The 24,152-nt window shown below is 44.5% G+C and carries 20 protein-coding genes; 16 read left to right on the forward strand and 4 right to left on the reverse strand.

All coding sequences use genetic code 11. The features are described from left to right. Positions 1 to 41: 41 nt before the first annotated feature. Complete coding sequence (locus IEX80_RS11135) at positions 42 to 1,181, reverse strand: cystathionine gamma-synthase (RefSeq protein WP_188833228.1); 1,140 nt, start codon at positions 1,179 to 1,181, stop codon at positions 42 to 44. A 107-nt stretch (positions 1,182 to 1,288) separates the two neighbouring features. Beyond that, positions 1,289 to 2,761, reverse strand: coding sequence for a proline--tRNA ligase (gene proS / locus IEX80_RS11140; RefSeq protein ID WP_091172399.1), 1,473 nt, complete (start codon positions 2,759 to 2,761; stop codon positions 1,289 to 1,291). A gap of 100 nt (positions 2,762 to 2,861) precedes the next feature. Between proS and IEX80_RS11145 the strand changes: the two genes are divergently transcribed. The 3 genes from IEX80_RS11145 (at position 2,862) to IEX80_RS11155 (ending at position 7,323) form a co-directional block, all read left to right on the forward strand. Next, on the forward strand, positions 2,862 to 3,797 hold the full coding sequence (locus IEX80_RS11145; RefSeq protein ID WP_175490052.1) for a hypothetical protein: 936 nt from the start codon (positions 2,862 to 2,864) through the stop codon (positions 3,795 to 3,797). A gap of 33 nt (positions 3,798 to 3,830) precedes the next feature. Continuing rightward, positions 3,831 to 5,312, forward strand: coding sequence for an OmpP1/FadL family transporter (locus IEX80_RS11150; RefSeq protein WP_188832931.1), 1,482 nt, complete (start codon positions 3,831 to 3,833; stop codon positions 5,310 to 5,312). Positions 5,313 to 5,538: 226 nt separating this feature from the next. Then, on the forward strand, positions 5,539 to 7,323 hold the full coding sequence (locus IEX80_RS11155) for a DUF885 domain-containing protein (RefSeq protein ID WP_188832932.1): 1,785 nt from the start codon (positions 5,539 to 5,541) through the stop codon (positions 7,321 to 7,323). A gap of 190 nt (positions 7,324 to 7,513) precedes the next feature. Here IEX80_RS11155 and IEX80_RS11160 read toward each other — a convergent pair whose 3' ends face one another. Both IEX80_RS11160 and IEX80_RS11165 read right to left on the reverse strand, forming a co-directional pair. Further along, positions 7,514 to 9,361 (reverse strand): type VI secretion system baseplate subunit TssF, encoded by a 1,848-nt coding sequence (locus tag IEX80_RS11160; protein WP_090531705.1) that lies wholly within the window; start codon positions 9,359 to 9,361, stop codon positions 7,514 to 7,516. A 4-nt stretch (positions 9,362 to 9,365) separates the two neighbouring features. Beyond that, positions 9,366 to 9,800 carry a GPW/gp25 family protein gene (locus IEX80_RS11165; protein ID WP_188832933.1) on the reverse strand — a complete coding sequence of 145 codons (435 nt, stop codon included), beginning with the start codon at positions 9,798 to 9,800 and terminating at the stop codon, positions 9,366 to 9,368. Positions 9,801 to 10,019: 219 nt separating this feature from the next. Here IEX80_RS11165 and IEX80_RS11170 point away from each other — a divergent pair, with 219 nt between their 5' ends. From IEX80_RS11170 to IEX80_RS11230, 13 genes are all read left to right on the forward strand, one after another. After that, entirely contained in the window at positions 10,020 to 10,538 is a 519-nt protein-coding gene (locus tag IEX80_RS11170; RefSeq protein WP_188832934.1) for a type VI secretion system TssO, read from the forward strand. Positions 10,539 to 10,546: 8 nt separating this feature from the next. Further along, positions 10,547 to 11,035, forward strand: a complete 489-nt coding sequence (locus tag IEX80_RS11175; RefSeq protein WP_188832935.1) for a type VI secretion system transmembrane protein TssO — start codon at positions 10,547 to 10,549, stop codon at positions 11,033 to 11,035. A 37-nt stretch (positions 11,036 to 11,072) separates the two neighbouring features. Beyond that, positions 11,073 to 12,035, forward strand: a complete 963-nt coding sequence (locus tag IEX80_RS11180; protein WP_090531699.1) for a PKD domain-containing protein — start codon at positions 11,073 to 11,075, stop codon at positions 12,033 to 12,035. 31 nt (positions 12,036 to 12,066) lie between these two features. Further along, positions 12,067 to 14,430: a type VI secretion system protein TssR domain-containing protein gene (tssR, locus tag IEX80_RS11185; protein ID WP_188832936.1), complete on the forward strand. Its 2,364-nt coding sequence runs from the start codon at positions 12,067 to 12,069 to the stop codon at positions 14,428 to 14,430. Between the two features lie 3 nt (positions 14,431 to 14,433). Further along, positions 14,434 to 16,911, forward strand: coding sequence for an ATP-dependent Clp protease ATP-binding subunit (locus tag IEX80_RS11190; RefSeq protein WP_188832937.1), 2,478 nt, complete (start codon positions 14,434 to 14,436; stop codon positions 16,909 to 16,911). A gap of 95 nt (positions 16,912 to 17,006) precedes the next feature. After that, complete coding sequence (locus IEX80_RS11195; protein WP_188832938.1) at positions 17,007 to 17,447, forward strand: type VI secretion system contractile sheath small subunit; 441 nt, start codon at positions 17,007 to 17,009, stop codon at positions 17,445 to 17,447. 32 nt (positions 17,448 to 17,479) lie between these two features. After that, positions 17,480 to 18,862: a DUF5458 family protein gene (locus IEX80_RS11200; RefSeq protein WP_176622928.1), complete on the forward strand. Its 1,383-nt coding sequence runs from the start codon at positions 17,480 to 17,482 to the stop codon at positions 18,860 to 18,862. 224 nt (positions 18,863 to 19,086) lie between these two features. After that, positions 19,087 to 19,659, forward strand: a complete 573-nt coding sequence (locus IEX80_RS11205) for an NAD(P)H-dependent oxidoreductase (RefSeq protein WP_188832939.1) — start codon at positions 19,087 to 19,089, stop codon at positions 19,657 to 19,659. Positions 19,660 to 19,766: 107 nt separating this feature from the next. Then, a complete protein-coding gene (gene tssD, locus IEX80_RS11210; RefSeq protein ID WP_090531688.1) occupies positions 19,767 to 20,165 on the forward strand; it encodes a type VI secretion system tube protein TssD in 399 nt (132 codons plus the stop codon). Positions 20,166 to 20,239: 74 nt separating this feature from the next. Beyond that, positions 20,240 to 20,632 carry a type VI secretion system tube protein TssD gene (gene tssD, locus IEX80_RS11215; RefSeq protein ID WP_090531686.1) on the forward strand — a complete coding sequence of 131 codons (393 nt, stop codon included), beginning with the start codon at positions 20,240 to 20,242 and terminating at the stop codon, positions 20,630 to 20,632. Positions 20,633 to 20,744: 112 nt separating this feature from the next. Next, positions 20,745 to 21,644 (forward strand): hypothetical protein, encoded by a 900-nt coding sequence (locus tag IEX80_RS11220; protein ID WP_176622930.1) that lies wholly within the window; start codon positions 20,745 to 20,747, stop codon positions 21,642 to 21,644. A gap of 3 nt (positions 21,645 to 21,647) precedes the next feature. After that, complete coding sequence (locus IEX80_RS11225; RefSeq protein WP_188832940.1) at positions 21,648 to 22,259, forward strand: hypothetical protein; 612 nt, start codon at positions 21,648 to 21,650, stop codon at positions 22,257 to 22,259. Between the two features lie 19 nt (positions 22,260 to 22,278). Continuing rightward, the gene (locus IEX80_RS11230; protein ID WP_188832941.1) at positions 22,279 to 24,150 is read left to right on the forward strand and encodes a type VI secretion system Vgr family protein; all 1,872 of its coding nucleotides are present in this window, start codon (positions 22,279 to 22,281) and stop codon (positions 24,148 to 24,150) included. Positions 24,151 to 24,152: the final 2 nt, after the last annotated feature.

Consider the following 24,152-nt stretch of genomic DNA (forward strand, 5'->3'; position numbering starts at 1 on the left):
GCTTCGTACCTCGCAATGACGCGTATTTTTTAATATAAAACTTAACTTAAAGCTTGCTTAATATCCTCAAGCAGATCCTCAATATCCTCTACCCCTACGCTCAAACGCAGCAGGTTATCAACTACGCCGGCTTTTTCGCGCTCGGCTTTGGGAATGGAGCCATGTGTCATGCTTACCGGGTGATTGATCAATGATTCAACTCCTCCTAATGACTCGGCCAATGAAAATACTTTAAATGACGACGCGATGCGGAAAGTCTCCTGCAAATCGGCGTCTTTCAATACAATCGAGATCATGCCACCAAAATCGCGCATCTGTTTTTTGGCAATGTCATGATTTGGGTGATCGGTAAAGCCCGGCCAGTAGATCTTTTCAACCTTCGGATGATCTTTCAAAAACTCAGCAATCTGCCTGCCGTTTTCACAATGAGCTTTCATGCGCAGGTGGAGGGTTTTGATGCCTCTCAAAACGAGGAAACTATCCATCGGTCCAGGAGTGGCTCCGCAGGCGTTATAGATGAACCAGAGCTTTTTATAAAGATCCTCATCGTTCAGCATCAGTGCACCCATCACCACATCGCTGTGGCCACCTATGTATTTGGTTACCGAATGCATTACAATATCAGCACCCAAATCAATTGGGTTTTGCAGGTATGGTGATGCAAATGTATTATCTACCACAAAAAGTAAATTCTTCTCTTTCGTGATCTTACCTATGGCTTCTATATCCACAATCCGCATGGTTGGGTTGGTAGGTGTTTCAATCCAAACCAGCTTAGTTTTATCATTTACATGGGCACGAACAAGTTCCGGATCAGACAGATCCAAAAAGTGGAACTTGATGCCGTAGTTAGCAAAGATCTTGGTGAAGATCCGGTATGAACCACCGTAAAGGTCATTACCGGTAATAACTTCATCGCCGGGCGCAAGCAGTTTCATCACCGCATCAGTAGCGCCCATACCGCTCGAAAACGCCAGGCCAAACTTTGCGTTTTCCAAAGCAGCCAAACAATCTTCCAGCGCTTTACGGGTAGGGTTGGTACCACGCGAGTACTCATAGCCCTTATTATCCCCCGGCGATTTTTGCCAGTAGGTTGATGTTTGATATATTGGCGTCATGATAGCGCCGGTTGTTGGATCGGGCTCCTGCCCTGCGTGTATTGCTTTAGTTGCGAATTTCATGAGTTGTGCTGTAAGCACGGTCCGTAGTCGATAGTTCATGGACCATAGTAAAAAAACAATTATTCATAGCTATGGACTATCGGCCATAAACTATGGACTTTACAAAATTAATACGCCCTCGCAAATAACACCCGCTGCGTCGATGGCTTACCTGTCAAAATACATTTACCTTCTTCCTGTTTATTATCTAAAGGTATGCAACGGATTGTCGCCTTAGTTTCCTCTTTTATTTTTTGTTCGGTTTCGGATGTGCCGTCCCAGTGTGCACTGATAAAGCCGGGTTGTTCATCGAGCATACGTTTAAATTCATCCCAGGTATCAACTTCGGTGGTATTTTCGGCACGGAAATCAAACGCTTTTTTGTAGATGTTATTTTGGATCTCCTCGAGCAGGCTTTCTATTTTACCGGAAAGGCCTTCCTGTGTGGTTGTTTCTTTTGTTTTAGTATCACGACGGGCCAGTTCAACTGTTCCGTTCTGCATATCACGGCTGCCTATGGCTACGCGTAATGGAACACCTTTCAGTTCGTATTCAGCAAATTTAGCTCCCGGGCGATGAGTATCGCGGTTATCAAACTTAACCGAAATACCTTTAGCCTTAAGTTCCTTTTTTAACGAGTTAACATAGGCGCTGATATTATCCAGCTCTTCCTGGTGTTTATAGATAGGCACAACTACAACCTGAATTGGTGCAAGTTTCGGAGGCAATACAAGGCCTGCGTCATCGCTGTGAGCCATGATCAATGCCCCAATTAAACGGGTTGAAACGCCCCATGAAGTAGCCCAAACGTGTTCGATTTTATTCTCTTTGTTGGTGAACTTTACATCAAACGCTTTGGCAAAGTTCTGTCCTAAAAAGTGCGATGTACCAGCCTGTAAGGCTTTACCGTCCTGCATCAAAGCTTCAATACAATAGGTATCCAAAGCACCGGCAAAACGCTCATTAGCAGTTTTACGGCCTTTTACTACCGGCAATGCCATCCAGTTTTCGGCAAAATCGGCATATACGTTCAGCATTTGCTCGGTTTCGGCTACCGCTTCTTCAGCCGTTGCATGCGCGGTGTGGCCTTCCTGCCATAAAAATTCGCTGGTGCGTAAAAACAAACGGGTACGCATTTCCCAGCGCATTACGTTGGCCCACTGGTTAACCAGGATAGGCAGGTCGCGGTATGATTGGATCCAGCCCTTGTAAGTGTTCCAGATAATAGTCTCTGATGTCGGACGGATGATGAGCTCTTCTTCAAGCTTGGCTTCTTCGTCAACAATAATATTTCCTTCGCCATCATTTTTGAGGCGGTAATGAGTTACAACAGCACATTCTTTGGCAAAACCGTCAACATGGCTGGCCTCCTTACTAAAGAATGACTTGGGTATTAAAAGCGGGAAATAAGCATTACTGTGACCGGTGTCTTTAAACATCTCGTCAAGCACCGCCTGGATCTTTTCCCATATCGAATAGCCGTACGGTTTAATGATCATACAGCCTCTAACCGGCGAATACTCGGCCATGTCAGATTTAATTACTAAGTCGTTAAACCATTGCGAATAATCTTCGTCTTTACTAATAACACCTTTGCTCATATTGATTGGATAGAATTTGGACTTGTGTAATTGTTGTATATTGCTGCCAAATTTATAAATTTAAAACTTATTTGACCTTGAACTTTTTACTAACCTGCATATGAAACGGAACATCGCGATAGGAATGTTTATCATCGGTGCCATGGCATTGAGTTCCTGCTCTACAACCAAGCTTGCATCAAACCAAAGTAATGACAACGTTTATTTTTCTGATGCACGAGCGGGCGATGAACCTGTTTACGCACAACAGCCGGCTTACAACCAAACCCCGGTTGCAGAGGATGGGTATAGTGATGACGACGATGATTACTTTTACTACGATGATTATTCGGCACGTATAAACCGTTTCAGTTACTTTTCTCCTTTCGGCTATTATGACGACTTTTATTCGGCGTACAATAACTATCCTTACTACAACTATGGATTGAGCTATGGTGGTTTAGGATATTATGGCGGTGCTGGTTATTACAACGGCTGGGGATTGGGTTATGGCGGCTACTACGGCGGCCTTGGCTTAGGATTAGGTTATGGATACGGCGGTTATTATGGTGGCTGGGGCTTAGGCTACGGATATGGTGGATACGGCGGTTATTACGGCGGCGGTTATGGATACGGTGGATATGGCGGTTACTATGGTGGAGGCTATGCTTCGTCAGGTACAGCGCGTCCTTATCGTGGTAATGGCAATCCTTTTGCAGGCAGCGGGCGCCGCCCTGTCAGCAGTGCCACTTCCGGTATAGGCTACATTCCCGGAGGCCGTAACAGACCATTGGGCAGCAGAACGAACACTTACAGTAACGGCAGCAGCAATAGCGGAAATAACAGTTATAATAATAACAATGGCACCCGCTATGCACGCCCGGCCCGTACGGACGCGGCGCCTACCCGTGATGCACAGCCGGTTTACAGACAGCCACAGGTTGAACGTACATCGCAGCAACCATCGTATACGCCATCACCAAGCTCAAGCGGCGGCAGTTCACGCAGCACCGGCAGCAGCAGTGGCGGCGGTGGCGGCAGACCATCAAGACCATAAACCTAAATCTTATATTTTATTTACCTGAATTTTATGAAAATCAAGTATTTACTAAGCATAATTGCTATAGTAGCAATTACTAAAGATAGTTTTGCGCAATACTCACAGGATGCCATCAGGTTTTCAACCTTTCAAACCGGATCAACTTCACGTATCAAAGCTATTGGGAACGCCGGCACAGCTGTAGGCGGCGATTTGAGTTCAGTTAGCGGCAATCCTGCCGGCTTAGGCTTTTTTACACACTCGGAGGTTAGTATTACCCCTGAGTATGATAACTCAAAAATAAGCTCCAGCTTTTTTGGGCAGGCAGGCAGCGCCAACCGTAACGATGTGAACATGAGCAACGCAGCCATCGTATTTTATCAGCAACTAACTACCCGTGGGCGCGACAAAAGCAAAGGCTGGCTAAGCATCAATTATGGCGCGGGCTACAGCCGTACCAATAACTTTTATGAAAACGTTGCTTACGGCGGTACAAACCAAACCAGTTCTATTTCTGATTACTATGCCGGTATTGCCAAGCGCGAAGTATCTCAATATGGCAGTGTTAACCCTAAGGGCCTTGATGGATGGGCATATGATCATGTCCTGATCGATAATTTCGGCCCGGCATCAGACCCGAACTCATATTCAAGCACAGTGAATGTTCCGGTAAGGCAATTGGCGGGGATTACCCGTACCGGCGGCCAGTCGGAGTTTAACCTTTCGTTCGGTGCCAATTACAGCAATAAGCTTTACTTAGGTTTGGGACTGGCTATTACCGATATCAGGTATAATTCGCACGCCAGGTTTACCGAAAATGGCAACGCCATTATAACCAATGGCGGCAACCCTACCGACTTTTCATCCACTTTTGCGCAAGACCAAAGCACCAAAGGCTCGGGCTTTAACGCCAAATTGGGTATTATTTATAAACCTATACAAGCTTTACGCCTGGGCTTTGTATTTACCTCACCAACGTTTTATAATATTGATGATTCATATTCCGAAGGGCTTGCCACGCAATACACAGGTGGCAAGAGTCATGAAAACGAATCCGAACCATATCAGCTAAGCTACAATCTGCGTACGCCGTTAAAATTAGCAGGTGGCGCGTCTGTTTTCATAGGCAAATATGGTTTCATAAGCGGCGATGTTGAATATATCGATTATACCACTACTCATTTAAGCAGTAACGACAGTTATACTGCCGATGGTGACAACAGCGATATCAAATCACTTTACCGTTCAACAGTGAACCTTCATGTGGGCGCCGAAGTAAACGTGAACAGCCTCGTTTATCTGCGCGGCGGTTACAGCCAGCAAGGTAACCCGATGAAAGACCTTGGCAGCGATATTAAAACAGTTAGCGGCGGTATAGGCTTTCATTTTGGTGCTTATTTTGTTGACGCTACTTACGCCAGGGTAACCGGCAAGCAAACCATTTTCCCTTATGAAGTAGGTGCAACCAGTCCTTTCGCCGATTTGAAAAAAACTAACAACAATGCATTCCTTACTTTAGGGTACCGCTTTTAACCGTTGATTTTTTTGATTGATTACGCTTATTGCGTTGATCTGTTCAGCCTGGCTTTCTGTTACGGAAAGACAGGCTGTTTCATTTAACGTATATCGTTGTGCCGTTGTTGATGTCGTCGCCAGCAATGCCGAAAAAGTCAAAATGTGCTATTATCAGCGAAATCAACGTAATCAAAAATATCAACGGTCAAATTAAGTAACTTGCCATTCATAATTTAAATTGACCATGAACAAAAATCTACTTAAAAGCACCGGTTTGTTAGTGCTATTGACTGGTATCGGCATTAATGCCCGGGCGCAGCAATCAGCCGAAACAAAAGCATGGGTAGCCAAATCAAATGCGTATACCAAAATCATTATTGATCTGGATAAAAAATACTCGCCCGAATACGGATCATCACAAGGCCTGGCCGAGTATGACAGTGACATAGCTATACCAACCCTCCAAAACATCATGGCCGAACGCAAGGATGAAGAGGCCGTTGTCGCTAAACTTACCGAAGCCCTTAAGACTGAAAAAAATACTTTTATTCAACAGGATATCAATATCATTATAACCCACCTCAAACTGGGTTTTCGCCAGCAGGACTTTGAGTTGAGCCGCCAGGTCCCTTTTTTGAATGCGTCCTCAACAATTTACGGCGGACTGGAAACACTGCTTGACGATCAAACCCCCGAAGCCCGTCGCCAGGCAGCGGTAATGCGTATCCGTAAATATGCAGGACTGGAAAAAGGTTATAAACCATTGACAACCATTTACAGGGAACGTCTGCAGCACCAGATGGACGGCAAAAACATGATCTATCCGTCAAAGCAACGCATGGAAACCGATCTGTCGCGCAATGCGAGTATCGTAAGCGGCATCGCCGAGCTTTGTACCAAATACAAGGTGACCGGATGGGAACAACCTTATGCCACCCTGAAAAAACAGCTGGAAGATTATGACAAATGGGTAAAAGCAAACGTACTGGTGAAAGCCCGTACAGATTTCAGGCTCCCACCCGAAGAGTATGCTATGAACCTCGAAGCTTATGGTATAGATATTCCCCCTGCGAAAGTAGCTGAAATGGCACATGCCCTGTTCAATCAGATCCAGGACGAGATGAAGCCTATTGCCGGGCAGATAGCCAAAAAACGTGGCCTGCCCTCAGGTGACTATCGGGCTGTAATTCGTGAACTTAAAAAAGAGCAGATCCACGGAGATTCTATTATTCCGCTGTACGAGCAGCATTTAAAAGATATTGAAGGCATCATTCGCGATCATCAACTGGTAACGCTGCCAAACCGCCCGGCTATTATCCGTTTAGCTACGGCCGCCGAGACTGCGCAGAGCCCGGCCCCACACATGGTGCCACCGCCGTTTCTGAATAATACCGGCCAGCGTGGCGTATTTGTACTGCCATTAAACATGCCCGCATCACCCGGCGAAAAAGCTACAGACAAGTACGATGACTTTACTTTTGATGCCGCCTCGTGGACCATCATAGCCCATGAAGCAAGGCCGGGCCACGAATTACAGTTTGATAAAATGGTGGAAGAAGGGGTATCACAGGCACGCGCCCTGTACGCCTTTAACTCCACCAATGTGGAAGGCTGGGGCTTATATTCCGAATACATTACCCGCCCTTACATGCCTTTAGAAGGACAGTTGGTTTCGTTAGATTATCGCTTGCTCAGGGCCGCGCGCGCCTTCCTTGATCCTGAATTGCAGGCTGGTAAGATAACCCAGCAACAGGCGCTTGATGTATTGATGAACGATGTAGTACAATCGCGTGCCTTTGCCCGCCAGGAAGTTGAGCGTTATACCATTAACGCTCCCGGCCAGGCCAATAGCTATTTTTATGGTTTTACCAAAATGATTGCCCTGCGCAAAGATACCGAGGCTGCATTAGGCAACAAATTCAACGCTTTGCATTTCCATGATTTCATCCTGTCGCAAGGGATCCTGCCGCCGGCATTGATCCGCGAGGCGGTAATGAATGATTTTGTGCCGAAGGAGAAGGCGTTGTAAGTTTTCTATAAAACGCAAAAAGCGGGATATTTTAAAATTATCCCGCTTTATTAGTTATTTACGATGTCGCGATAGAGCAGGGGGAGCAAGCGTGACAAAATAATGCAGCCCGTGATTCGGTCCGATTTGCAGGGCCAGTCGCTTAATAACAAAAGAACACAAGGGCGATGACGGTATCGATATGTATACCTTATTCCGTAAACACCCTATAATTAACATCCATTACGCTCCGGCTTTGCAGCTTTGATTTTAGCAGCTCAAGCAGCGTGGCCCATTCCGGTGCCGAAAGTTCATGATCGGCCGGGGTTATATAAATATCGGTTGTTTTAATAAAACCTTCTCTGGGATTGGCTGAGATACTTACCCCTTTGCTTACGCGGATGTTTTTCATTTTTGCTCCAAGCTCATATCTGCAGAAACTTGTTAGATCGGCAAGGGTAACTATGCGGTCTTTAGTGGTGAGGCCGTATTTATAGGCCTGGATCCGCTCGGAAGCTCCAAGGCTGTTTCGGCCGCCCGTGGTCGTGGTAAGGAGCCTTAAAGTATCCGGCTTAAGTTTAATGGCTTCCGCCTGTTGTAGCTTTGAGCCTTTGCGGATATTGTTGGCATTATCGGCAAGTGTTGTCCAAAAACTGAGGTATAACATGGCCGCTTTGTTTGCCGGTTTTAGTACCAGGTAATTTACCAGTTCATGATTATCTTTTGAACTTTTGGATTTTTTTTCGATAACGGAAATATTTTGCTCCAGTGTTTTTAGGGCCGTTGTTAAAAAGTCGCTTCCGTATGCGGCAAAGGCCGCTTTTTCGTCGCGAAGCAGCTCAAACAAATATTCGATGGTTTGCCGGGCGTTACGTGCATCAAAACGCTCGGCGCCACCGTTCCTGATGGAGTAACTGCCCTCATAATTAATACCGGCCTGGCTATACGGGATCTCGTTATACCGAACGTCATTGTCGTCATGCAGCTCATGGATCGATAAAAAATGATCATAAGCACCTGGTTTTATTGGGATGATATCGCTGATCTCCTTGATCCTGAATTTTTGTTGGTGAAGCCGCCTGCTCATTACCGGGAAACAGTTTAAATGTAACTGCAGTTCATCAATGGCATTTGCCGGGATTGCCGCCGGGAATACGATCTTGAACCACAGGCAGGGCTTAAGTGCTTTCAAATCCTGCTCGTTAAAAAACGACAGCAACTCAACCGGATAATTTGCTTTGAAGTCGGTAATATTGCTTAGCCGCTCATCGGTAAGCGAAATAAAATGATTGTTGTAATAGGTCCTGACGTCGCGGGTTATAAGGTTAATGATATGCTGATCATAAAAAACAGGTTTCTGATCGTCGGCTTGTTCATCAGCGTAAATGAGGCCAGGTTCAGTATCAAGCTGTGAACCATCCAGGTAAAATTTAGTTACCTGGAGCAGGCTGTAAAAATCGGTATTGCTGATGTAAACAGGCCAGTCGAAATAGATTCCTGCATTTTTAAAAGTATTCAATGCTACTGCTGTTTCAATGCCTATCCAAAGGGTGTTAGGTTCGCCAAAAGCACCGGTGCGGACGTTTAGCAATGTATTCTTCTGCCCATTTTCAATATGTTCCTGCAGCCTGCCCCCGTTGAAGCTGTATTTTATTTCTGCATTAAATACAGAGTTAGCACCTGCCGGTGTAAAGTAAATGTCCAGTTGGTCCGGGCTGGTTTTGCCAACCTCCGCTGCCAACTGTTTCCGGAAATAAAAATGATTGCCGATGTTCAATATTTCTGAGGCCTCGATGGGTTTACCTTTTAATATGGCATGGGCGGGCAGGGGAGCCGTTAAATAGTCGGAAGCAAGGATCCTGGATATTTTGTTCAGGATGCGATGCTCCAGGTTTTTAACATCGTTGTTTAAGTTGAACAACTCGGTGCTCAGGGCTTCAATCAAAAGCTTTACCAGCGGATCAACATCATTTACGTTTTGAACGCCCCAAAACTCGGTAGCGTTCTTCAGCATGCGGTTCCTGATCTCTTCTTTTGAATTATAAAATATAGCGCTCATAGGTTTATGCTGATAGCGGGCTTAGGAATAAAGCAGTTTTGAACAAATATGTTTCGCCGGTTTTGTTCAGTTTGCCTTTAATAGTAATATCTACTTTCTTTTTTATTTCGCTCACATTGCGCAAGGGGTAAAATTTGTTGATCTCGGTAATGTTCACGTCGATATCAATATCATAGATCCTGTTTTCAAATTTGCTGATGGAGCGCAACAACGATTGCCTCAGCTTTTCTTCCCAAATATTCTCACTCATAATGAGTTCAAAATCCATATCCCAGATCTCGCAGCCAAATTCGGGGTTGTAGCGGTGCTCGCCAAAACGGGTAAAAATAATGAGTTCGATGTATTGCGATATAGACGCGCCAAGGTCTTGTTTATCAAGGTCCTGGCCATTATTGATATGGCTAAAGCGGAGCGGTTTTGAATAAAGCGGGTTTAGCATAAATGATATTATTGGATTGCGTCTGTGTTAAATTTCAACTTTTTATAAACATTTATTTTCGAAAATAGTTGTAGATATGTTTTATTGGTTACAAATAGTTGATAAAGTATTGATTTTTTGATAATTATTACACTATTGGTTAATTAATAAATATGAGTTAAATATTATAAATGCAGCTTTTTTAGCTGTAAATAAACCGAACCGATACTATAATATTAGATGAAACCTGTAAACAATAACGACCTAAACCGGGCTTATCGCAAATTCATGATGTACCTTATTACATTACTGGGTTTTGCCATCATTATCGTTTACTTCTTTTTTGCAACCTCGGGCCGTGAGCTTGAATTATTAAATGCCCGCGTTAAAAAAACAGATCAGCTGATAGCGCTCCGTACCGATATCAATAACAGCTTTGAATTGATCCTGCTGCGCATGCAGCAACTCTCGCAGTATGCAAAAATGAACTCGCAGGAGCTTAATAACCAAACGGTACTGCTTAATGATATCCAGGAGAGTAATCAGCATATCCGTGAGCGGCTGCAAAGTAACCCTTACCCGCTTAAAAGTTTTGAGTTGTATAAAAAGCTCAGCAACGATATTGAAACCATTGCCAGCATCAAAGATTCGCTTTTTACCACACGTTTCCAGATTGAAAGCCTTCGCTCACAGTTAGAGTCGTGCAGCCGGGTAAATAAATCGGCTATTAACCAGTTAAACCATCACTATCCGCATTAATAAGCCATATGTTAAAATTTAGTTTAAAAGAACGGAGAGAAAAATTCCTGTTTTTCATGGGGATGTTTTTAGTGACGTCGGTGATATTGTGCGTGGCTATATTTTATAATTATGGCAACGAAGGGTTAGTATCAAAAAGCGAGTTTGCTAGAAAAGTAAACGAAGAAGAGCAGTTTGAAAGCCTTGTTACCGAAGCGTTACCAACCGTTGATACAACGTATTATAAAATAGTAAAGTTTAACCCCAACGTGCAGGCCGTTTTTTTGGAGAATGATATCAGCGGTTCAATAGGTGCCATAAAGTCATATTACAACCGCCGCCCATATGATGCGCGGTATAAATGCTTTATCCACGCTTCAAAACTGTTGCAGGCACTTTTTTATGATAAGCGCGAACTAACGGGCAATTATAACGATATCAGGAACATAAAAGGATCGGTTGATGACTGCCACATTGCACAGCGGCAATTGCAGCAAAACATGAGCATGGCCCGGTAAGCATCATCATACATCTACCATATATAACCTAAGCAAAATGAAAAACGATTACAACGACGGGAGGCCCGTCGATACTAACCGGAACACCTACACCTTTTTATACATTTTTACTGGTGTAGTTGTTATTGCCGGTATCATTTTCCTGCTGCGTAGTTCATTGTTTGAAAAGAGAGTGATCAACGCCCGTATCCTGAAGGACGAGATAGCCCTGAACGAGCACCTGGTTTACTCGGATAATACGGCTAATGCAAAAAGCTGGCTTTGGGAGTTCGGCAATGGCGATAAATCAATTCAACAAAACGGGAGCTACCGCTTTAAAAAAACAGGCGACTATATCATACGGCTTACAGTTGACGGCAATTTGACGCAGCAATTCCCGGTTAGCGTAAAAGATAGTACCCCAACCATAGCTGCCGATACCCTGATTACAATTAACGGCCCCACACAGGGAATTGTAAATGAACAGGTAAGACTTGAGGCGCAGGGTAACGCCCGGATTTTTGAATGGTCATTTGGGGAAACCGGCCGGGTGGATGTTAAAGGACCAACTGCACTCTACACCTTTCATAACCCCGGTACCTATTTCATCAAACTGAGCACGGATAAAAGCAGGCGCCCGGTCTATCACCGCATGCGTATTACCAATCCCGATTCAACATTTGCCAACCAGATCGTAAACCCTGGTGAAAGTGAGCGCCGTGTAATCGATGATATCAGGGCACACCTGCAGGCCATAGCCAACGGCGGTGATTTTAACCGCCATTATTATTACCTGGTTAGGAGGTATTTCTGCGGAGATGAGAAAGTTACCGTAAACCTTGAAGATAATGGCGAGAGCAAACGGACTGATTTTTATTCCTACTGTATGCGGTTAACTTTTGGAGGTGGCATCAGTGTTGACGAAGCACAGGTTACCCTAAAGCCAAAATCAAACTGTTCAAGCATGCTTTCGGTAAGGCAGCATGCAACCACTGCCGCTCCCGAAAAGAGGCCCAGATAATCCATTTTAAAACCTATTTGCATCAACCAACATGAAAAATATATTAAGCTTCGTTTTTTTAACCTGTATAGTAATTGCGGCCCGGGCGCAATCGCCGGTATCGCTTGGCAAAACAGTGGTAACGCTACCCAAAGCTTTTGAAAAACCTGATGAGCGTACCAGCATTTACAATACCGACGACCGTACTTCCCTGCCATGGATCGTATTTTCGGACAGGGCCGAAAATTATACATATACCTCGCCGGGCGGAACGCTGGTAATGAAAAAAATAAGTTTCATGGAGCCTTTTTATGTAAGTGAACAAAAAAACGGGTTTATAAAACTAATTAAGTACCAGGCCGGCATGGTACAAGGTAAAAAGCTTACCAATAAAAAAGGCTCGCAAAGTTACGGATGGATCAGCATTTCAAAGGTGTTGCCCTGGCAGTCGGCTTTTACCAGCACAAATGGTTATCCCGAAAAATATATCACCATTATAAGTGGTGCCGGTCCGCTCACTATGCCCGATTATTATTATGACAAAACTGATTCCGCTTACATTTTTGCCGGGCCCGATCAAAGCCAGAAAAAAACCAAAGTGGCCCTGCACAATGTAGTTTATGTATACAAAAAATCTGACGACGGAAAAAAAGTATTGGTAGGGTCCGATCCGCAGTTGATTGCCGATAATGCAGCTGGCAGTGTTTATGGCTGGATAGCCGCCGACGCCGTTCATAGCTGGGGCGATAGGCTATATATCGGGTCGGCAAGGGAAAACCAGCCGTTGATCAATGATTCTATTGCAAGGTATATCAACAGTTCCCTGAAAACCAATAATAGCAAGGGAGGTACGGGCTATTTTGCTTTTGATCCCTTACTGGCCGATAATGCTCCCTTGTTATTGAGCATGCCTGTAAGCTCATCTGCTTCGGGTAATCTTAGCCTCGGCTTCGCAACCGATGTTTATGATAAAAGCCATAACAGTGTGCTTAATATCAAAGGCGGGCATTTAGCATATAAGGATTATCTCAAGATCCGCAGCAATGTTCACCACGTTAACATTGTGTTTGTGGTTGATGGCGGCAGCCCTATGCGCAATTATTTTTCGGGTATTACCAGCACTATTCAATCATTTGAAGATATTTTTGATGCGCATGCCAGGGGTAACCAGGTTAGATATGGGGCTGTAGTTTACCGTAACGCGTCCGGCTGTCAAACCGGGGGCATCCAGTCAACCCCGCTTAACGCCGATTATCGTAACCTGGTAAAATACCTCGAATCACAGTCAACAGTAACAGGTAACTGTGCCCCGGTGATAAGTTCCCAACCTGTTTTTGACGGTATCCGCACGGGCTTAAGCCTTTTTGGCAATCATCCCGACGAAACCAACCTGGTCATCCTGATTGGTGCCACCGGTGCTTTAGATCGTAATTCGGTAGGGGTTAATACGGTGGCCAGTCAGATAGCGGCCGCCAACGCCCGCTTGTTAGCTATCCAGGTATTTAGCGATTACAACCCTATCTACAATGATTTTGTAATCCAGGCAAGACAAATTGTATCACAATCTGCGGTAAAGCTGGCCGATTATAAAAAACAGCGCATGGTGAATGGAGAAGGCCTTACCAACGTGCAGCAATTCAATACATCACTGTCTGATTCGGTTTCCTTTTACCTCGATTATCCCAAAAAGAGCCTGATCCAGGGCGCTGTGGTATTTCCGCCCAAGAGAGTAGTAAAATCAAACCAGGCCATGAGTTTGGCAGTTGAACGCCTGATGCGCGAAACAGATTATGATATCCGTAACCAGATCCATACGCTCGACAGCGCATTCAGGCTTACCGGGCGCGAAAACCGTTATGTACAGCCGCTGGTTATGCAGCAGCAGGGGCAGCCATCAACCGATTTGGGAAACAATATGCCGCATAACGCTTTCAAATATTACCTCAGCGCCGAAGCACCCAGGAACCTGGTAAATGAAAGCAAGGGGCAGCTGCAATACCTGCTGATATTGAACGAGCAGGATTATAAGCAGCTGACAGATCTGCTGTCGCTCATGATAGGCGAAAACCTGCAGCGGGACGCGTCCGATTACCGCTCAAAATTGGTTGATAACTACGTTGATATCGCTGCCAAGCATTTAGGACTTAACTTATCTGGCGGTGATATTAAAGACATGACCCTGGCCGATTATTTTCTGCGGGTTACCAGTTTGCCCTTACCCGGCAAAAAAGATTTCTATAATAAAAAGGTGAATGATCTTAAACACAACGATGATATGCCGCAGGCGCAGTTTGAGGCATATATCCACTATTTGATCCATAGCAGTGATGTTATTAAACAGGCTGCTATTACCAACCAACACTTTACGTCAAACGGCAAAACCTATTATTATATAACCCAGGCTAACCTGCAATAGCATATGAATATAGTTAATTTAAGCGAGTCGGTGAAAACGGCGGTGCGGGTAGCGCAGTCATTAGCCAAAGAATATCACCATAAGGAATTCGGTCCGGCGCACCTTTTAAAAGGCTTGATGCACCAGGAAGTGGGGTTGAAGAACCTGCTTCAATCCATCGGGAAGGACACGGCTTATATAAGCGATTGGGCCGAAGTACGCATTGAAGATTATTCGGCCGCGTTAACCGTGCCCGACGAAATGTTAGGTAACAGCCAGGTAAAGCAGGTATTTGAAGAAGCCGATAATGTGCGCATAAAATTAGGCCAGGATTTGATTACGCCCGTTTGTGTGTTGATTGCGTTAATAAAGCCCAATGTGGGTTTTGATGCTAACCAGCTAAAATCTTTCCCGGTAAAAGAACGCGAGTTGCTGGATATTTATTTGAGTAATGAGGATGTTAACCATGCGGTAAATCCCTCTGCGCAGGCCACAAACGGCAGCGATGTACCCAAACAAACAACAGCATTACTCAAATACTGTGTAGACCGCACAAGCCTGGCCAAACAGGGTAAGGTAGATCCCATCATAGGCCGGGAGCGTGAAACACGGATGGTGATGGAGATCCTGAGCCGGCGCACCAAGCCCAATGTAATGATCACCGGCGATGCGGGCGTTGGCAAAACAGCCCTGGTTGACGGGTTCGCGCTTAGCATTGTAAACGGACAGGTACCGGCATCGCTTAAGAATGTACAGCTTTTTGAACTTGATCTGGGTTCATTGATCGCGGGGGCATCTTACAAAGGAGAAATTGAAGACAGGTTAAAAAACATCCTGCGCGAGATAAAGCAGTTTGAAAAAGCTATTCTGTTTATTGATGAGATCCATACACTGCTTGATAATAAAGGGCCGATAGGCGGCGGTGTTGGCAACCTGCTGAAACCGGAACTTGCCCGCGGCGAAATAACGGTGATTGGTGCCACTACCATCGACGAATACCGCAAAGTGATTGAGCCCGAACAGGCATTTAGCCGCCGGTTTGAGGTGCTGCAGGTAAATGAGCCCGATACGCCTACAGCTATTAAAATGCTTAAAAAACTGGTGCCCCAATATGAGGAGCACCACAACTTAAAGATAGACGATAATACTGCCGAAGAGTGCGTTAGACTGGCGCAGCGGTATATGAAAGACCGTCGCCTGCCCGACTCTGCCTTCGACCTGCTCGACCGTACCATGGCTGCTATCCGTTTAATGAACGATACCACCGATACTGCCCTTTCCGAACTCCGCACCGAACTGAACGAATTAAAAGCACTGAATGATGCGGGTGATTTGATCGGAGCGTACAAATGGCTTTACACCGTGTATCGCAATAAAATAAGCGCGGTGTTGTTAGGGCAGCTGGAAGATGAAACCCAGGTTGATACTTTTGAAACGCCTGATGAATACATCGCTTACTTTGAACGCAATTTGAGCCGGCTTGAGGAATTGGCTCAAAATAAAACCGAGGTAGTAGATAAACATGATATTGCCGCTATTATCTCCTATAAAACAGGCATTCCCTTAGGCAAGATCCAGGCACAAGAGAAAGAAAGGCTTTTAGGCATGGAAGGCTTCCTGAAAAAACGGGTTGTTGGGCAGGACCAGGCGTTGAAAGCCGTTTCTGATGCCATACTCGAATCGCGGAGCGGACTGAACAAAAAAGGGCAGCCCATCGGCTCATTCTTTTTGCTTGGCCCAACAGGCACCGGTAAAACGGAGCTGGCCAAATCAATAGCCGAGTTTTTATTTAATGACGAAAAAGCGATGATCCGCTTTGATATGTCGGAGTTTAAGGAGGAGCATTCGGCCGCATTGCTGTATGGCGCGCCGCCGGGCTATGTGGGGTATGAAGAGGGCGGCTTGCTCGTAAACAAAATAAGGCAGCAACCTTATTCGGTTGTGCTGTTTGATGAAATTGAAAAGGCACACCCATCGGTATTTGATATCTTTTTACAGATCCTGGATGAAGGGCATATGCACGACAGGCTGGGCAAGCAAGGCGATTTTTCAAACGCGCTGGTGCTATTTACCTCAAACCTTGGCAGCGAGTGGGTATCTGAGCAAATTAGCCGGGGGCATATGCCTACATCAAACCAATTGATGGAAGTGATGGCCAATAAGTTCAGGCCGGAGTTTTTGGCGCGGTTATCAGAAATTGTACCCTTTGCACCTATACATGAAGAAAATGTAGTACGCATCTTTGAGATCCAGCTCAAAAGCCTTATACAGGCGCTTGAAAAAATGGGCATAAACATGCAGTTAAGTGCCGAAGCCAAAAATATGCTGGCTTTAAGCGGTTTTACACCCAAATATGGTGCACGGCAGCTATCGGCGGTGATCCGTAACCAATTGCGCAGGCCAATATCACGCTATATTATTTCGGGCGAACTGAAAAAAGGAAATACTATCGCCATAGATAAAAAAAGTGATGATACTGAATTATTGTGGAGCATTAGTTAAGTAATTTAACTGAAATACATACTGTTAAAAACAATTTTATAGTTATTGCATTATAACATAAACACTTTCATACTTATCATTTATTAAATAAAGCTATGTTTAATTACGAAATAGGGGGAAACGAAACAAAAGTTGATTCCTCAGAAGCATTTGGTGAGATAGCTCCCAATAAAACTTTGTTTATTCAAAAATTAACTGATAATGAGCCGCTGAGACCTGAGAAGGTTGAGGGACTTAAAAATGTTGAAGAGGTTTTTGCTCATTACAAGCCAAAAGTAAGTGTTGAGCTTGAAAGAGAAAACGGATCAAATGTTACCGAAACGCTGCACTTTAACAATCTTGGCGATTTTGCCCCCAAAAACCTGGTACAACAAAGTAAATACCTGCATAAACTTAATATTCAGCGCGAGATGTACCTCAATATCATGAAGCAGCTGAAAACCAACAAAACGCTGAAGTCAACCCTTGATAACGCCGAAACCAAACAGGCCTTTATTGAGGCGTTAAAAAATATAGTAACCGAGCTTGACCAATAATTAGCTAATCCTAAACATTTAACAACACGATCATGGCAACACCAAACGAGCAGATCCTGAATGAAAATTCAACAGACCAGGCTCTTAAAATAAAAGAAAGAAGCGGCGCGGCACCTCTATCAACCAGTTTAGATAAACTATCAAAAGTTGGTGGTTTTGATTTGCTGGAAGCTACTATTGATGGCCTTCAAAACCTGAACCCCGAACGCAAAGCCCGTAAACAGATCTTTTTAACTGATGATGAGAAGAAAGGGGAGCGCGAAGAACTTAAGCTGAAGCTTAATCAATGGATAGAAGCTTTGGAAAGCGGCGAATCAGTTAGCGATACTATTCAGAAAAGCGCCGAAAAACTGCAAAGCGTTGAAGAAAACCTGAACAAAAATTTACTCAATGTATTGGAAAGCACCCGCGAGCTGGAACAGGCTTACCGTACAGTGCATTTGTTTTATAAAAACACCGAACAGGATAAGCTGAAGAATGTGGTATTAATGAATGCCACGATCGATCAGTTGAAAGAGCTTGATAACCCACGCTTTATTGAATATGCTGCAAATGAACTCAAGCAAAATTATGACAGGCTGGATCTTCGTCAAAATTATTCAATCCTGGTTGTACCCGGCTACCTTGGCTCAAACAAGGTAGTTGAACGCTGGTCAAAAATAGCCTATGATAATAAAGTAATGCTGGTGACCGATTTTGCGGATCTTGAACAACCGGATGATGTGATAGACCTGTTTACATCAGCCAATTTAACCGGTGGCGATGCCTTTAAATCAAACACCATCATGACCTGTAACTGGCTGGTAGGCCGCGGCAAAGTTGCCGAAGCGGGTGAAGAGGATGACCTGTATATCCCGGGCTCGGCAGCATTGGCCGGTAAAATGTATTATACGCTGATGTCGCAGGTTACCGCCGGTAAAAAACACGGAGCGGTTAACGAGGTGGATGGTGTACGCTTTGACCTTAAAAAGAGCGAGATCTCGCACCTGGAGCGCATTGGCCTGGTACCCATGGTGAATGAGTATGGCAAGGTAATGGCATTCTCGGCCAAAACTTTGTTTAACGGCGATAATATCGGTTTGCAAACCTATTCGGTAGTGAGGGTATTTGATTATATCACCAAAGTATTATTCGACTTTTTGAACCGCCGAGCTTTTGAAAACTGGACTTCAAAAACAGAGCAGGACCTGCGCTCGCAAATTGTGAAGTTTTTGGATAACATCCAGGGGCCCGACAGGCTTATCGAACGCTTTAAAATAATCAGGTTTGAGCGCGATGAACAGCAAAAGGACCGCATTCACCTTGATATTAATATCACGCCATATTTTCCCGCTAAAAGCTTTGTGGTAAAGCTTGACGGGCAAAAAGGTGAGGATGCAAGCCCAACCTGGAACAGCGAATATAAACAGCAGTAATATCGCGGTACACAACGTTGTGAAGTGGTAATGAGTCCCTTTTAAAATAAGGAAGCACCTACTGGAGCGATATCGGATATGTGCAAAACAATATATTGGCTCCGTAGGTGCCTCTTGTTAGGAGGCGGGTTTTAAAAGCGATATTCAACCGTTAAACCAGCGCTGTGTGCATTTTAGGTTAATTTAACCGAAGGCCTAACTTTATTTATTGTTAAATATGGTTTATGTTTGCATTGATGAGGCAGCTATTGATCATTAATGCAGATATAGATAAAACACCAACCACAGCGGCATTGATCAATGCTTATAAAGACGGGGCCCAGGCCGCCGAAGCTGTAGTAAAAGAGATAGCCATCGCCGATCTTAAATTTAATCCCAACAAGCAATTCACGCTAAGCAATAACGAGCCCGAACCCGACCTGGTGCAAGCTGTAAACGCGATAAAATGGGCATCGCATGTGGTTATATTTTGCCCGGTTTATAAAGATTCGATCAACTCAAAAATTAAAGGTTTTTTTGATCGCGTTTTTATGCCCGACCAGGTTTTTATCAGCGGCTCGTCGATTAATTTCAATGGCCGGTCAGGACGTGTGGTTTCTATATTGGATGAAGCTGCCTGGCAGGACTGGCAGGTTGATATGAAGCCAACCTATCTGGCAGTAAAAAAACTAACCCTCGAAAAGCGCGGCATCAAGCCTGTGCATACCAGTACCATCGGGCATCTCTATAACCTCGATAATGAGTACAGTAAAAAGTGGATTCAAAAATTATATTCTTTTGGGTTAAAACTTATTTAAATAAATATTTAATATTTTCTCAAAACAATAAATTAATTACATTGTAGTTATTAAAGTAATGCGCAAAGCATCTACTTTAAATTATTAACCTCTTAAAATTTATCATTATGGCTTTCAAAGCAAGATTAAATTTTTCGGGCAAGGACTACGATGTGCTCACTTGCTCCTATGCATTAAACCGCGATGTAGACTCAAAAGGACGCCCGTCCTCAGGTATTTACGGCGGTACTATCGATATCGAGATCGAGTCGACTGAAGACACCTCCATTATCGAATCAATGGTTAACAACCAGTACAAACCGATTGCCGGAACTTTGCTGATCAAAAAATCTGAGGAAGACGCTAAGATGAAAGAGTTGTCTTTTGAAGATGGCTACATCGTGAAGTATTCTGAAGGTATCGACATTACAGGCGCAACTCCCATGAGCTTGAAGTTTGTAATCTCGGCCCGCAAGTTGAAACTGGGAAGCGCCGAGCACGTGAACGACTGGCCAGGTAAAAACTAAGCCCGGCCGATTTTGTTATCTGTTTGTGCCGAAGGGGCACTTAATTTATTTATCTACTTAAAACTTTATTGATCATGGCTTTCAAAGCAAGAATTAGTTTAGGATCGAAAGAATTCGACGTGCTGCAGTGCAGCTATTCATTAAACAGGGACGTTGATTCAAAAGGCCGTCCGTCATCAGGTGTATATGGTGGTACCATCCAGGTTGAGGTTGAATCAACCGAAGATACTTCGGTTATCGAATCGATGGTGAACAGCCAGTACAAGCCAATTCATGGCACTATCACCTTCAAAAAATCTGAAGAAGATGCCAAAATGAAGGAGCTTAATTTTGAGGATGGTTACATCATTCAATATAACGAGGGGATATCGATTATCGGTAACAACCCAATGTCGTTAAGCTTTGTGATATCGGCGCGTAAGCTGAAAATAGGCAACGCCGAGCACGAAAACGACTGGCCTAAATAATATCTCAGTACAATTGATTTGTACTGTCTTTTAAAAAGATACGGAGGAGATAGTAACATATTTTCCTCCGTGTTCTTTTTACAGCTTTTGTTTAGGTTCAGTTATAAACCTTATGAAAAGAAAGAAGAGAATAATAAACCCAGCCTTACCCACTACAAAGAAAAAGGTGAAAAAATCGTCGGTTCCAACCCCCATGGAATACGTGCAGCTTTTTAATACCTGTGTTATTAAAAAGGAAAAAATCGCTGCTGTCGATAAGATCATCGATGAAAAGGTAACCGTAAACCGCCCCCGTTACGAAAGTATTTCAAACCTGGTACGCCTTGGTACTAATGCGCCGTCGGCTGCCGGAAATAAAAATCTTTTCGCATCGGTCTACACTCCTTTTTTTGATCGTTATAACACTACACCGCTATCATTAAACCCAACGGCGGCTAATGCCAAACCCGAAAGTGTTTTGGATATGATGACCAAACCGCAGATGACAACCGGCCTTTTGGGAGCTAATTTTTTTGACACCGGGAGGTTTACCCCAAACGATCCGTTCGCGTTTATGAACCTTTTTGGCGGCGGCGGAGCTATCCCCTGGTATTTTATTGCCTGCGTACATTATATGGAGTGTTCGTTCAGTTTCAAAAAACACCTGCACAACGGCGATCCGCTTACCGGTTATACGGTACAGGTGCCCGCCAATCGCCCAAAGGTGGGTCATGGCCCTCCGTTTACTTTTGAGGAGAGCGCTGTTGATGCTATTAAACTGATGAAGTATGATAAGGTAACCAATTGGAGCCTGCCGTTTATTTTGCAAAAGCTGGAGGGATATAACGGTTTCGGTTATAATAAAAAGGGCATTCACACGCCTTACCTCTGGAGTTTTTCGAACCAGTATGTCAAGGGCAAATATGTCAAAGACGGTGTTTTTGATGCCGAGGCGGTATCCCAGCAAATGGGCGCGGCAGTTATCCTTAAACGGATGGAAGACAGGGCACTGATTAGTATTCCCAGAAATTAACCAATGAAAAGGATCGTTAAATATATGGTATTATTACTGCTTGCTACCGGGTTGGCAGGTTCGGCCGTGGGCTGCAGTAGTAACCCTAAAGCCCCGGTTGCTGATACCGTCAAAACCATAGCTAAGTCGGCCTCCCGAACTGTACATAAATCGGCCCTTACCGACGAGCAGTTGTTCCGAGCCTGCCTGAAACAGTTTAAAGCCGCTGCCCTGCAAAGAAATAAAAAGCAACTGGCCGGCATGTTTTACTTCCCGCTGCAAACAACACCCCAATGGTCGAACGAAGATTTACGATCTGCTAAGATTAACCCTGCTGAAGGGCTGGTTAGCGGAGCAGAATATCCACAGTATGAGCCTACTATATTGAATGCTGACGCGCTTCGTCTTATACCCAAAAGCACAGAAGACGATCTGTCGGAAATTGACGCCGCTACCGACGAAAACTATTATAAAGTTATTGCAAAAGTTACAGATAAAGGTAGTAAGCTTTACGAGTTGCAGCAACAATATGAGCAAAAAAATGGCAGGGAAACATCGTACGGGTTTGTTTTTGGCAAAGTTAACGGGCAATATAAAATTATAAGTTACTACAGCCCATGGCCTGTTAAAGGTTAATGGATTTTATAGCCGAATTATGGAAAAGAAACTAAAAGTAGATATCAATATTGAAGGTACCCAGATCACCCATTTCTCTACCTTTAACCTTGACCAGCGTTTTAATGAGCACCATACTTTTCAGCTCAGGTTTAACCATGATATGGTTGAAGAGTACAACGCTGTTACGCTCGAAAACTCAAAGGACTTTATTGGTAAAAACATTACCGTGCAATTTGGCACAGCCGATAGCGGCGAAAATAAATTTAGCGGTATTGTTACCAAGGTAGAGCTTTCGCAAAGCCATGGGTTTCATGGCGATATCCTGGTGAGCGGCTTTAGTCCGACCATCCTGATTGACCGGGGCCCCGATCTCGGCTCGTACCTTAACAAAAGCCTGAGCAGCATTATTCAGTTAGCTACGCAGGATGCACCTGCAAATGATCTGAACCTCAATATCAAACCAACCAATACTTCGCCTATTGATTATATCATTCAATATCGTGAAAGCGATTTTGAGTTTATCAACCGTCTTTCGGCCGAGTATTACGAATGGTTTTATTACGATGGTGCTAAACTAAATTTCGGTAAGCCTGATAAGCTGGAGGAGGTTGCTCTAATTTACGGGCGTGATCTGCACAGCCTGCAATATGCAATGCAGATAGCGCCTTTAAAGCATAACAAGTTTGCTTACAACCCCAGGCAGGATGAACTGCTTTCGTCGGAGCCGCAAGGCTCTTCGGGCAGTACGCCGGATCTTTCGCATGCCATCAGCGCGTCAAACAAAGTTTTCAGCAAAGTTTATAATGAACCATTGGCTGTTAGGGTAAATAACAAAAAAGAAATAGATGATTTTGTTAATAACCAGCAAAAAGCGCTGATATCCGAATTGGTTACCATTGTAGGCAATGGCGACAACCCCACGGTGGGCCTGGGCAAAATACTTAATGTAAGCATGAGTGTAAGGGGCACAGGTGCTTTTGAATTGCAGGATTTTGGCAAGTTCCTGGTTACGGCGGTTTATCACCAGATCGACGGTGTTGGCCATTACCAAAATACGTTTGAAGGCGTTACTGCCGATACGGAGCGTATCCCGGTTGCTGAAGCCGAAAAACCCAACCCGGATATGCAGCTGGCCGATGTTACCGACAACGCCGACCCGGATGGGCATGGCCGCGTTAAAGTAAAATTTAAATGGCAATGTACCGCGAATGATGTTACCGAGTGGCTTAGAGTAGTTTCTCCTGACGCAGGCAGCTCGGATAAAGTAAGCAAGAATCGCGGGTTTGTTTTTATCCCCGAAGTTGGCGACCAGGTGCTGGTAGCATTTGAGGAGGGTAATATTGCCCGCCCGGTTATTATTGGCAGCATGTTTAGTGGTAAAACAGGCACAGGCGGCAGTCAAACCAATAAAACCAAAGCGCTTACTACCCGAAGCGGCAACACCGTGATACTGGACGATAGCAATGGCAGCATTAACGTTAAAGATCCCAGCGGTAACGTGGTAACCCTTAATGGCGACGGTACGGTAACCATTTATGCGCCAAACACCTTAACGCTGGTATCAAAAGATATTAACATTAATGCGGGCAATAGCATTAACATAACATCATCGCCGGCCAAAGAAGGCGGGGGTGACGGTGTTATCAATGTTACAGCCAAAAAATCGATAGCGGTAGCGGCGCAGGATGAAGGTATTACTACAAATGCGAAAAAAGATATTGCCTTTACCAGCGAAACCGAAAGCATCAAACTTTCTGCATCAGCCAAAGACATCACTTTTGATGCGGCGGCCGGCAAACTTTCATCAAGCAGCAAATCGGCCGAGATCAGCTCGACCGACAAAATGCATCTCAATGGCGGCAGTCTTGCGCATATTATAGCAGGCGATGTTGAAATTAACCAATCATGATC

The organism is Mucilaginibacter rubeus, assembly GCF_014643835.1.
Taxonomy (GTDB): Bacteria; Bacteroidota; Bacteroidia; order Sphingobacteriales; family Sphingobacteriaceae; genus Mucilaginibacter; species Mucilaginibacter rubeus.

What these genes read in the sequence shown, in the direction of transcription:
- IEX80_RS11135 (WP_188833228.1), bottom strand. Translation starts at nt 1,181, where the DNA reads ATGAAATTCGCAACTAAAGCAATACACGCAGGGCAGGAGCCCGATCCA.
- proS (WP_091172399.1), bottom strand. Translation starts at nt 2,761, where the DNA reads ATGAGCAAAGGTGTTATTAGTAAAGACGAAGATTATTCGCAATGGTTT.
- IEX80_RS11145 (WP_175490052.1), top strand. Translation starts at nt 2,862, where the DNA reads ATGAAACGGAACATCGCGATAGGAATGTTTATCATCGGTGCCATGGCA.
- IEX80_RS11150 (WP_188832931.1), top strand. Translation starts at nt 3,831, where the DNA reads ATGAAAATCAAGTATTTACTAAGCATAATTGCTATAGTAGCAATTACT.
- IEX80_RS11155 (WP_188832932.1), top strand. Translation starts at nt 5,539, where the DNA reads ATGAACAAAAATCTACTTAAAAGCACCGGTTTGTTAGTGCTATTGACT.
- IEX80_RS11160 (WP_090531705.1), bottom strand. Translation starts at nt 9,361, where the DNA reads ATGAGCGCTATATTTTATAATTCAAAAGAAGAGATCAGGAACCGCATG.
- IEX80_RS11165 (WP_188832933.1), bottom strand. Translation starts at nt 9,800, where the DNA reads ATGCTAAACCCGCTTTATTCAAAACCGCTCCGCTTTAGCCATATCAAT.
- IEX80_RS11170 (WP_188832934.1), top strand. Translation starts at nt 10,020, where the DNA reads ATGAAACCTGTAAACAATAACGACCTAAACCGGGCTTATCGCAAATTC.
- IEX80_RS11175 (WP_188832935.1), top strand. Translation starts at nt 10,547, where the DNA reads ATGTTAAAATTTAGTTTAAAAGAACGGAGAGAAAAATTCCTGTTTTTC.
- IEX80_RS11180 (WP_090531699.1), top strand. Translation starts at nt 11,073, where the DNA reads ATGAAAAACGATTACAACGACGGGAGGCCCGTCGATACTAACCGGAAC.
- tssR (WP_188832936.1), top strand. Translation starts at nt 12,067, where the DNA reads ATGAAAAATATATTAAGCTTCGTTTTTTTAACCTGTATAGTAATTGCG.
- IEX80_RS11190 (WP_188832937.1), top strand. Translation starts at nt 14,434, where the DNA reads ATGAATATAGTTAATTTAAGCGAGTCGGTGAAAACGGCGGTGCGGGTA.
- IEX80_RS11195 (WP_188832938.1), top strand. Translation starts at nt 17,007, where the DNA reads ATGTTTAATTACGAAATAGGGGGAAACGAAACAAAAGTTGATTCCTCA.
- IEX80_RS11200 (WP_176622928.1), top strand. Translation starts at nt 17,480, where the DNA reads ATGGCAACACCAAACGAGCAGATCCTGAATGAAAATTCAACAGACCAG.
- IEX80_RS11205 (WP_188832939.1), top strand. Translation starts at nt 19,087, where the DNA reads ATGTTTGCATTGATGAGGCAGCTATTGATCATTAATGCAGATATAGAT.
- tssD (WP_090531688.1), top strand. Translation starts at nt 19,767, where the DNA reads ATGGCTTTCAAAGCAAGATTAAATTTTTCGGGCAAGGACTACGATGTG.
- tssD (WP_090531686.1), top strand. Translation starts at nt 20,240, where the DNA reads ATGGCTTTCAAAGCAAGAATTAGTTTAGGATCGAAAGAATTCGACGTG.
- IEX80_RS11220 (WP_176622930.1), top strand. Translation starts at nt 20,745, where the DNA reads ATGAAAAGAAAGAAGAGAATAATAAACCCAGCCTTACCCACTACAAAG.
- IEX80_RS11225 (WP_188832940.1), top strand. Translation starts at nt 21,648, where the DNA reads ATGAAAAGGATCGTTAAATATATGGTATTATTACTGCTTGCTACCGGG.
- IEX80_RS11230 (WP_188832941.1), top strand. Translation starts at nt 22,279, where the DNA reads ATGGAAAAGAAACTAAAAGTAGATATCAATATTGAAGGTACCCAGATC.